At 71.2% G+C, this 9,193-nt stretch carries 9 protein-coding genes; 5 read left to right on the top strand and 4 right to left on the bottom strand.

Annotated features, from left to right (window positions below; translation table 11 throughout):
- Positions 1–701, bottom strand: a 701-nt coding sequence (locus D8M29_RS05445) for a spermidine synthase (protein WP_127445836.1), incomplete at its 3' end; no start/stop codon positions are given.
- 35 nt (positions 702–736) lie between these two features.
- Here D8M29_RS05445 and D8M29_RS05440 point away from each other — a divergent pair.
- Complete coding sequence (locus D8M29_RS05440; protein WP_127435156.1) at positions 737–991, top strand: glutaredoxin domain-containing protein; 255 nt, start codon at positions 737–739, stop codon at positions 989–991.
- Positions 992–1,063: 72 nt separating this feature from the next.
- The gene (locus tag D8M29_RS05435; RefSeq protein ID WP_051995337.1) at positions 1,064–1,543 is read left to right on the top strand and encodes an SRPBCC family protein; all 480 of its coding nucleotides are present in this window, start codon (positions 1,064–1,066) and stop codon (positions 1,541–1,543) included.
- A 42-nt stretch (positions 1,544–1,585) separates the two neighbouring features.
- Here D8M29_RS05435 and D8M29_RS05430 read toward each other — a convergent pair whose 3' ends face one another.
- Both D8M29_RS05430 and D8M29_RS05425 read right to left on the bottom strand, forming a co-directional pair.
- The gene (locus D8M29_RS05430; RefSeq protein WP_020624545.1) at positions 1,586–2,665 is read right to left on the bottom strand and encodes an ABC transporter ATP-binding protein; all 1,080 of its coding nucleotides are present in this window, start codon (positions 2,663–2,665) and stop codon (positions 1,586–1,588) included.
- An 82-nt stretch (positions 2,666–2,747) separates the two neighbouring features.
- A complete protein-coding gene (locus tag D8M29_RS05425) occupies positions 2,748–3,767 on the bottom strand; it encodes a LacI family DNA-binding transcriptional regulator (protein ID WP_115165643.1) in 1,020 nt (339 codons plus the stop codon).
- A gap of 343 nt (positions 3,768–4,110) precedes the next feature.
- Here D8M29_RS05425 and D8M29_RS05420 point away from each other — a divergent pair, with 343 nt between their 5' ends.
- The 3 genes from D8M29_RS05420 to D8M29_RS05410 all read left to right on the top strand — a co-directional run bounded on the left by D8M29_RS05420 (position 4,111) and on the right by D8M29_RS05410 (position 8,172).
- Positions 4,111–5,433 carry a maltose ABC transporter substrate-binding protein gene (locus D8M29_RS05420; protein WP_127435157.1) on the top strand — a complete coding sequence of 441 codons (1,323 nt, stop codon included), beginning with the start codon at positions 4,111–4,113 and terminating at the stop codon, positions 5,431–5,433.
- A 118-nt stretch (positions 5,434–5,551) separates the two neighbouring features.
- Positions 5,552–7,189, top strand: a complete 1,638-nt coding sequence (locus D8M29_RS05415) for an ABC transporter permease subunit (protein WP_020624872.1) — start codon at positions 5,552–5,554, stop codon at positions 7,187–7,189.
- A 62-nt stretch (positions 7,190–7,251) separates the two neighbouring features.
- Positions 7,252–8,172: a sugar ABC transporter permease gene (locus D8M29_RS05410; RefSeq protein ID WP_041104154.1), complete on the top strand. Its 921-nt coding sequence runs from the start codon at positions 7,252–7,254 to the stop codon at positions 8,170–8,172.
- 40 nt (positions 8,173–8,212) lie between these two features.
- Here the strand turns inward: D8M29_RS05410 and D8M29_RS05405 are convergent.
- Positions 8,213–9,193, bottom strand: a 981-nt coding sequence (locus D8M29_RS05405; RefSeq protein WP_148111524.1) for an acyl-CoA desaturase, incomplete at its 5' end; no start/stop codon positions are given.

The raw sequence follows: 9,193 nt of genomic DNA, 5'->3' as shown, positions 1-9,193 counted from the left end.
CCCGCGGCCAGCACGACGTTGCCCCAGTCCAGGCGCTCCAGCATCCCCTGGTCCGCGAGCGTCCACGGGCCGGGCACCCCGGCCTCGGCGGCCGCCTCCTCGAGGGCGCCCAGCTCGGCGCCCAGGAAGCGCAGGCCGGCGTCGTCGCCGATGTTCACCAGCAGCACCCCGCCCGCCGTCAGCAGCTCGAGCAGCTCCCCGTGGAACACGGCGCCGCGCAGGTGCTCGGCGCCCTCCTCGCCGGTGCCGATGTCCAGCACGACGGCGTCGAACCGCTCCCCGTCCATCGCGAGGTCGACGGCGGCCAGGCGCGCGTCCGCGACCACGGAGACGAGGTCCGTGCCCGCCGGCAGGGGCAGTTCGGCGAGCACGAAGGACACGAGCTCCCGGTCCAGGTCGACCACCGTCTGCTCCGAGCCGGGTCGGATCGCCTGGAGGTAGCGCGGCAGGGTCAGCGCGCCCGCGCCGAGGTGCAGGACCCGCACCGGCGCACCCGCCGGAGCGACGCCGTCGAGCACGTGGGCCATGCGGCGCAGGTACTCGTAGCGGATGCGCGCGGGGTCGGCCAGGTCCACGTGGGACTGGACGGCCCCGCCGATCTCCAGGACGAACCCGCCGAACTCGTCGGGGGCGATGCGGGCGTCCACGCCCGACGTGGACAGGTGGACGGTGCGGCCGGAGGGGGAGGGCTGGGCGGGCATGCCCCCAGCATCCCACCCCTCAGTACGCTGGACGGATGAGTCAGAACGTCCTCACCGTCTACGGCGCCGACTGGTGCCGCGACTGCCTGCGCACCAAGCGCCAGCTCGACGAGCTCGGCATCGCCTACGACTACGTGGACCTCGTCGCCGACCCGGCCCAGGCCGATGCCGCCGAGCGGATCTCCGGCCGGAAGAACATCCCCGTGGTCGTGTTCCCCGACGGCGACCACCAGGTGGAGCCGACCAACGAGGAGACCGCGGCCAAGCTCACCGCGCTGGGCCTGATCTGAGGTCGGGCCGCCCCCGGCGCGAGCCCCGCCGGCGCTCTCGGCGGATGCGCATCGGGGGTCTACGCTCTCCCCATGGAGCACATCGACGAGACCGCCCTGCCCGCCCCCGAGGACCGCGTCGTGTCCGCGACCCGTCACGTCGACGCGCCGGCCGGCGTCGTCTTCGAGCTGATCGCGGACCCGGCCCGCCAGCCCGAGTGGGACGGCAACGACAACCTGGCCGAGGCCGCCCCCGGGCAGCGGGTGACCGCCGTCGGGGACGTGTTCGTCATGACCCTGCAGAAGGGCGTGGACCGCGCGAACCACGTGGTCGAGTTCGAGGAGGGCCGTCGCATCGCCTGGAAGCCCTCCGAGGTCGGCGGGGAGCCGTTCGGCCAGCTCTGGCGGTGGGAGGTCGACGGCGACGACGACGGCGGCTGCCGCGTCACCCACACCTATGACTGGACGCGGCTCGCCGACCCGAAGCGCATCCAGAAGGCGCTGCGGACCGGAGAAGAGCAGCTCCGCGCGTCGATCGACCGGCTCGCGGAGCTGGCCGAGCGCCAGGGCTGAGGGCAGGCGACGCCCGCCGCCGTCGCGCGCCCCGCGCCGCCGTCAACGGTTGAGTCGCTCGCCGGTCTCGGCGTGGAACAGGTGCACGCGCTCCGGGTCCGGGACCACGTGCACCACGGACCCCTTCTCCGGCGCCGTGTAGCCCACCGTCCGCAGGGTGATGAGCCGCTCCTCGCCGCCGATCGTCGCGTGACCGTACACGTACGCGTCCGCGCCGAGCTCCTCCACGGTGTCCACCTCCACGGGCAGGCCGGCGGCGTCGTCGCTGACCACCAGGTTCTCGGGGCGCACGCCGAGGTCCACCGCCGTGCCGGCGTCGGCCAGATCCTCCCGCGGCACGGGGATGACCGTCTCGCCCCAGTGCACGCCCTCGTGCGTGGCGGGCATGCGGAAGATGTTCATGGCGGGGGAGCCGATGAACCCGGCGACGAACACGTTCATCGGGCGCTCGTAGAGGTTGCGCGGCGTGTCCACCTGCTGGAGGCGGCCCTCCTTGAGGACCGCCACCCGGTCGCCCATGGTCATGGCCTCGGTCTGGTCATGGGTCACGTACACGGTGGTGGTGCCCAGGCGACGGGTCAGGTTGGCGATCTGGGCGCGGGTCTGCACGCGCAGCTTCGCGTCCAGGTTGGAGAGCGGCTCGTCCATGAGGAACACCTGCGGGTCGCGCACGATCGCCCGGCCCATGGCCACGCGCTGACGCTGGCCCCCGGAGAGGGCCTTCGGCTTGCGGTCCAGGTACTCGGTCAGGTCCAGCAGCTTTGCGGCGTCCTCGACGCGGCGGCGCCGCTCGTCCGCGGGGACGCCGGCGATCTTCAGGGCGAAGCCCATGTTGTCCGCCACGGTCATGTGCGGGTACAGGGCGTAGTTCTGGAACACCATCGCGATGTCCCGGTCCTTGGGGTCCACATCGGTGACGTCCCGGTCGCCGATCAGGATGCTGCCGTGGGAGAGCTCCTCGAGGCCGGCGAGCATGCGCAGGGAGGTGGACTTGCCGCAGCCGGAGGGGCCCACGAGCACGAGGAACTCGCCGTCGGCGATCTCCAGGTCGAGGGAGTCGACGGCGGGGCGGGGGGAGCCGGGGTACTGGCGGCTGGCGGAGCGGAAGGTCACGGAGGCCATGGTGGGGTTCCTTTCACGGGCAGGTACGTGCCCGACGGTCCAAGGTGAAGGAGAGGGATGGGTGAGGGTCGGGGCTGACGGTCTACGGCGGCGCGGTGCTCGCTCTCGGCCGCAAGGCCAGGTGGTGCATGATCCGATGGGGGTGGGCGGCGCCGTCGAGGGCGCCGAGCGCCAGGCGGACGGCGCGGCGGCCCTGCTCGAGCGGGTTCTGGTCCACGGTGCTGATGCCCAGGCGGGCGGCCTCGGGGTGGCCGTCCAGGCCCATCACGGACACGTCCTCGGGCACGCGCAGCCCCAGGGAGTGGGCTGCCATCCAGGTGCCCATGGCCATCTCGTCCGAGATGCACATGACCGCCGTCGGCCGGCGCCGCGGGTCGGCGAGGAGGGCGCGCGCCTGGTGGTAGGTGCCGCCGATGGTGAAGTCCGCGGGCACCATCCAGTCGGCCGGCGTGCGCACCCCGGTGGCGGCGAGGGCGTGCAGGAACCCGCGGGTGCGCTCGGTGCTGACCTGGAACTCGATGTCCTCGTCCACGCGGCCCACGTAGGCGATGTCCCGGTGTCCGAGCTCCAGCAGGTGCTCGGTGGCCATCCGTGCGGCGCGGGCGTGGTCCACCTGGACGGCGGTGAACCAGTCCGGCAGGGTCTCACCCGCCGGCAGGCGGCCGCCGACGGCGATCACGGGCAGGCCGAGGCGTTCGAGTCCGGCGAGCTCGAACATGCTCAGCCGGAACGAGAGGGTGATCAGGGCGTCCAGCCGCCGTCGAGGCAGCAGGTCTGAGATGACCGTGGACCGACGCTCCGGGTCCTGGCCGACGTCGTAGAGCGTGAGGTCGTACCCGTGTCGCACGAGCTCGTCCGCGGCGCCCTCGAGCACGGCGGCGAAGAACCACCGGTGGACGGAGGGGGTCACCAGCCCGATGTTGCGGGTGCGGCCCGAGGCGAGCGAAGAAGCGGCGGAGTCCGCCACGTAGCCGAGCGTGGCGACGGCCTCCTGGACTCGGGTGCGCGTGGCGACCGCCACGGGGCCGGAGCCGGTGAGGGCACGGGAGGCGGTGGCGGTGGAGACCCCGGCCATGCGGGCGACGTCCTTGATGCCGACCATCGGCGGTCCTCCTCCCGGTTCGTGGGGTTCTGTGGCGGGGCGGGTGCACGACGGCGGCGGGCCGGGGGTCGATGCGTGGCACCAGAGTACGGCACGGCAGGCGCGGTGGTGGAAGCGCTTCCATTCCCGTTTCAGCCGGTCTTGACCGCCGCCCTCATTCCCGCATGGCCGTGTTCATGCGGGAGCGCACGTCTGTGTGGCACATCACAGTGGAAGCGTTTACACTCCTGGGGACTGACTCCTTCAGCCGCCGGGGGCAGGCGCCGTCTCACCGCGGAGCCCACGTCGGCGACGCAACGGCCGGCGCATGCCGCGGGCCGCCACCCCTCGTGAAAGGCACACCATGCAGTCGACGACGACCGGCGGCCTCCTCCGCCGCCCGCTCAGCCTGACCCTCACCGCGGCGTTCTCCGCCCTTGCGCTCACCGCGTGCGGCGGCGGCTCCTCCGCCCCGGCGTCCTCCTCCCCGGCCGGCGCCACCGAGCAGGGCACGGCCGCCGCGTCCCCGAGCCAGGACCTCTCCGAGGCCGGCGCCACCACCATCACCATGTGGGTGGACCAGAACCGCCAGGAGCCGCTGCAGGCCGTGGCGGAGGACTTCAAGGAGGACACCGGGATCACGGTGGATCTCGTGGTCAAGGACAACTCCACGATGAAGGACGACTTCATCACCCAGAACCCCACGGGCGAGGGCCCGGACGTGATCGTCGGCGCCCACGACTGGATCGGCTCGCTCGTGCAGAACGGCACCATCGAGCCCCTTGAGCTGGGCGAGAGAGCCGGCGACTTCGTGGAGTCCTCCGTGCAGGCCGTCACCTATGAGGGTCAGACCTGGGGCGTGCCGTACTCCGTGGAGAACATCGCCATCCTGCGCAACACCGAGCTGGCCGAGTCCACCCCGGCCTCCTTCGACGAGATGATCGCGGAGGGCCGGAAGGCCGTCGACGCCGGCGAGGCCGAGTACCCGTTCGTGGTGGGCCTGGACGCCGTCAACGGCGACCCGTACCACTTGTACCCGTTCCAGACCTCCATGGGCGCCCCCGTGTTCAAGCAGGCCGAGGACGGCTCGTACGACACCGGCTCGCTGGCCATGGGCGGGCCCGAGGGTGAGGCCTTCGCCGAGAAGCTGGCCGAGTACGGCGAGTCCGGGGTGCTGAACCCGAACATGACCGCGGACATCGCCAAGGAGCAGTTCAACTCCGGCAACGCGGCCTACTTCATCACCGGCCCGTGGAACATCGAGGAGGCCGAGGCGGCCGGCGTCGACTTCGAGGTCGAGGCCATCCCGTCCATGGGCGACCAGCCGGCGCAGCCGTTCGTGGGCGTCAACGCCTTCTTCGTCTCCTCAGAGTCCGAGAACCAGCTGGCCGCGAATGAGTTCGTGGTCAACTACCTCTCCACCGAGGCGGCCCAGGACGCGCTCTTCGCCGAGGGCAAGCGTCCCCCGGCGCTGACCGCCTCCTTCGACAAGGCGGCCTCGGACGAGACCGTGAAGGCGTTCGGCGAGATCGGCGAGAACGGCGTCCCCATGCCGGCGGCCCCCGAGATGGGCGCGGTGTTCGAGTTCTGGGGCGGCGCCGAGATGAGCATCATCAAGGGCGAGGGCGACCCGGTCCAGACCTGGCAGAAGATGATCTCCGACATCGAGGGCCGCATCGGCCAGTGATCCGGCGCGGTCCACCTCCGGCGTCCCCGCGGGGACGCCGGAGGCGGACCGTGGCCCTGCGCCCTCGGGGCGCGCATCCCCCCCTTCCACGGCAGGCCCTCGGGCCGGATGAGGAACCATGAGCCCGTCTTCCACCGCGTCGGACCGGTCCGACGCCGCCACCGCCGCCCTCGACGACGCCGCGCGCCGCACCGGCCCGGGCCGCCGTCGTCGTGCGGACGCCCGGGGTACCGAGGGCCTCGGCGGCACGCTGGCCAAGATCGTCCTGCTGGGCCTCGTGGACGCCTTCGCGGCGTTCCTGCTGTTCCAGCTCGCGGCCGCGGGGGACTGGGTGGTGTTCGCGCTGACCCTGGCGGTCACGATCGGCATCAACTGGATCTACCTGCGCCGCGGCGGCCTGCCGGCCAAGTACCTCGCCCCCGGCCTGTTCTTCCTGATGCTGTTCCAGGTGTTCGTGGTGGTCTACTCCTCCTACGTCGCCTTCACGAACTACGGCGCCGGGCACAACTCGGACAAGGCCGCGGCGATCGAGATCATCCAGCGCTCCTCCTCCATCCGCGTGCCGGACTCCCCGGTGTACGACATCACGGTGCTGGAGGAGGGCGGCGACCTCTACCTGCTGACCCTGCGGGACGGGGAGCCCGTCCTCGGCGGCGCGGACCAGGCGCTGGAGCCGGTCGAGGCCCAGATGCAGGACGGGGAGCCGGTGGGGGTGGAGGGGTACACCACCCTGCGGTTCGGCGACCTGCTGCAGCGTCAGGACCAGGTCGCCCGCCTGAAGGTCCCGCTGAGCGACGACGCCGCGGACGGCACCCTGGAGACGCGCGACGGCTCCCGCGGGTACGTGTACGCGCCGCGTCTGGAGTACGACGAGGCCCGGGACACCTTCACGGACCTCGAGAGCGGCGTGGAGTACCGGGACAACGGCGAGGGCCAGTTCCAGGCGGACGACGGCAGCACGCTGCAGACCGGCTGGCGGGTGTTCGTCGGCCTGGACAACTTCACGCGCGCGTTCACCGACCCCGAGCTGCGCGACCCGCTCCTGCGGGTCACCGTGTGGACCTTCGCCTTCGCGTTCCTGAGCGTGGCCACGACGTTCGCCGTCGGGCTGCTGCTGGCGATCGCCTTCAACCGTTCGGACATGCGCGGCAAGAAGGTCTACCGGGTGATGATGATCCTGCCGTACGCGTTCCCGGCGTTCCTGTCCGGCCTCGTGTGGGCCGGCCTGCTCAACCCGGAGTTCGGCTTCGTCAACACCGTGTTCTTCGGCGGCGCGGACATCCCGTGGCTCACCGACCCGTGGCTGGCCCGGCTGTCGGTGCTCGTGGTGAACCTGTGGCTGGGCTTCCCCTACATGTTCCTGGTGACCACGGGCGCCCTGCAGTCCCTGCCCGAGGACGTGGACGAGGCCGCCCGCATGGACGGCGCCGGCCCGTGGCGCATCTTCCGCTCCATCAAGCTGCCCCTGCTGCTGGTCTCGGTGGCGCCGCTGCTGATCTCCTCGTTCGCGTTCAACTTCAACAACTTCAACATCATCTACATGCTGACCGGCGGCGGACCGCGGTTCCCCGACGCGGGCTCGAACATCGGCGCCACAGACCTGCTGATCACGGTCGTCTACAAGACGGCGTTCAGCGGGGTGGGGCGCGACTACGGCCTGGCCTCCGCCCTGTCCATCGTGATCTTCCTGATCGTGGCGACCATCTCGGCGATCAGCTTCCGGCAGACCAAGGCGCTCGAGGAGATCGACAAGTGAGCATCCCCCAGGATTCCGGACGGCCCCGGCCGGACGCCCCGACCTCGCCCCTCGCCGCCGCCCTGGCGCAGCAGGAGACGGACCCGCTGCGCTGGGAGGAGGACCCGGCCCCGCCACGACGCCGCCGCTCGTTCGGCCGCTGGATGCGGGAGCTGGGCTGGCGTCACGCGGTGGGCGTGCTGGCCAGCGCGTTCGCACTGTTCCCGCTGCTGTACGTGCTGTCCGCGTCGCTCGACCCGACTGGCACGATGGCGAGCTCGAACCGGCTGTTCTCCTCGTTCAGCGGGCAGAACTACGTGGACCTGTTCAGCGACCCGAACCGGCCCTTCGGCCGCTGGTTCCTCAACACGATGGTGATCGGCGTCATCACGTCCGTGATGACGGTGTTCCTCGGTGCCCTGGCCGCCTACGCGTTCTCCCGGATGCGGTTCACGGGCCGCCGCGTGGGGCTGCTGACGCTGCTGCTGGTGCAGATGTTCCCGCAGCTGCTCGCGGTGGTGGCGATCTTCCTGCTGCTGACCTACATCGGCAACCTGGTGCCCGTCCTGGGCATCGGCTCGCAGCTCGGCCTCATCCTCGTGTATCTGGGCGGCGCGCTCGGGGTGAACACGTACCTGATGTACGGGTTCTTCAACACCATCCCGCCGTCGCTGGACGAGGCTGCCAAGCTCGACGGTGCCTCGCACGCGCGGATCTTCTTCTCGATCATCCTGCGCCTGGTGACCCCCATCCTCGCGGTGGTGGCCCTGCTGTCCTTCATCACCACGGTCTCGGAGTTCGTGATCGCCTCCGTAGTGCTCACGGACCCGTCCGCGCAGACGCTCGCGGTGGGCCTCTACGGCTACGTCTCGGAGACCCGCTCCGAGAACTGGGGCGTGTTCGCGGCCGGCGCCGTGCTGGCGGCCCTGCCCGTGATGGCGCTGTTCCTGTTCCTGCAGCGGTACATCGTCTCCGGCCTCACGGCCGGCGGCGTGAAGGGCTGAGCCGACGACGGCGGTGGGAGGGGCGCCCGCCCCTCCCGCCTCACGGCAACGCCAGCCGGAACACCTTCTTCCACGCGGAGCCCACCTGCCGCAGCAGCGGGCCGGTCGTGTACGGCAGGCCGTAGCGGGCGCAGATCTCACGGACCTGGGGCGCCACCTCGGCGTACCGGCTGGACGGCAGGTCCGGGAACAGGTGGTGCTCCACCTGGTGGGAGAGGTTGCCGGTCATGAAGTGCATCAGCTTCGAACCGGAGATGTTCGCGGAGCCGATCATCTGCCGCACGTACCAGTCGCCGCGGGTCTCACCGTCCACCATCTCCTCGGAGAACGTCTCCGCCCCCTCCGGGAAGTGCCCGCAGAAGATGACCGAGTGCGCCCAGATGTTGCGCAGGCCGTTGGCCAGCAGCGTGCCCGCGAGCGTGGCCTTGCCCGAGCCGGTCAGCACCTCGGCGACGGCTGGCGTGGCCACGTAGTCCTTGGCGAACTGCCGGGCCGCCTTGACGCCCACGGAGCGCAGATCCGTCATCAGCTCCTCGCGGGACTTCTCCCCGCTCTGCACGCGGTCCAGCTCGAGGTCGTAGAGGGCGATGCCCCACTCGAAGATCGGGGCCAGCCCCGCGTTGATCACGGGGTTGAGCAGGTGCCGCGGCTGCCACGGCTCGGACTCGTCCATGCGCAGCACGTTGTAGCCCACGTCCCGGTCCTTGCCGACGACGTTGGTCCAGCGGTGGTGCAGGTCGTTGTGGGTGTTCTGCCAGGCCCGCGACGGCGTCACGAAGTCCCACTCCCACGTGGTGGAGTGGATGTCCGGGTCGCGCATCCAGTCCCACTGGCCGTGGAGCACGTTGTGCCCGATCTCCATGTTCTCCACGATCTTCGCGACCGTGAGCATGGCCGTGCCCGCCACGAACGCGGCGGGGTGTCGTGCGTTGAGCAGGAGGGCGCGGCCGCCGAGCTCGAGCCGGCGCTGCCAGCGGATGACGCGGCGGATGTAGGCCGCGTCGGAGGTGCCGCGGCGGGA

The sequence above is a fragment of the Micrococcus sp. HSID17227 genome (assembly GCF_003989405.1).
In the GTDB taxonomy this organism is placed as follows: domain Bacteria; phylum Actinomycetota; class Actinomycetes; order Actinomycetales; family Micrococcaceae; genus Micrococcus; species Micrococcus luteus.
This window is presented reverse-complemented; position numbering and strand designations above follow the sequence as displayed.

Bases quoted from the DNA above. Each gene is read 5' to 3' on its own strand.
- D8M29_RS05440 (WP_127435156.1), top strand. From the start codon at position 737: ATGAGTCAGAACGTCCTCACCGTCTACGGCGCCGACTGGTGCCGCGAC.
- D8M29_RS05435 (WP_051995337.1), top strand. From the start codon at position 1,064: ATGGAGCACATCGACGAGACCGCCCTGCCCGCCCCCGAGGACCGCGTC.
- D8M29_RS05430 (WP_020624545.1), bottom strand. From the start codon at position 2,665: ATGGCCTCCGTGACCTTCCGCTCCGCCAGCCGCCAGTACCCCGGCTCC.
- D8M29_RS05425 (WP_115165643.1), bottom strand. From the start codon at position 3,767: ATGGTCGGCATCAAGGACGTCGCCCGCATGGCCGGGGTCTCCACCGCC.
- D8M29_RS05420 (WP_127435157.1), top strand. From the start codon at position 4,111: ATGCAGTCGACGACGACCGGCGGCCTCCTCCGCCGCCCGCTCAGCCTG.
- D8M29_RS05415 (WP_020624872.1), top strand. From the start codon at position 5,552: ATGAGCCCGTCTTCCACCGCGTCGGACCGGTCCGACGCCGCCACCGCC.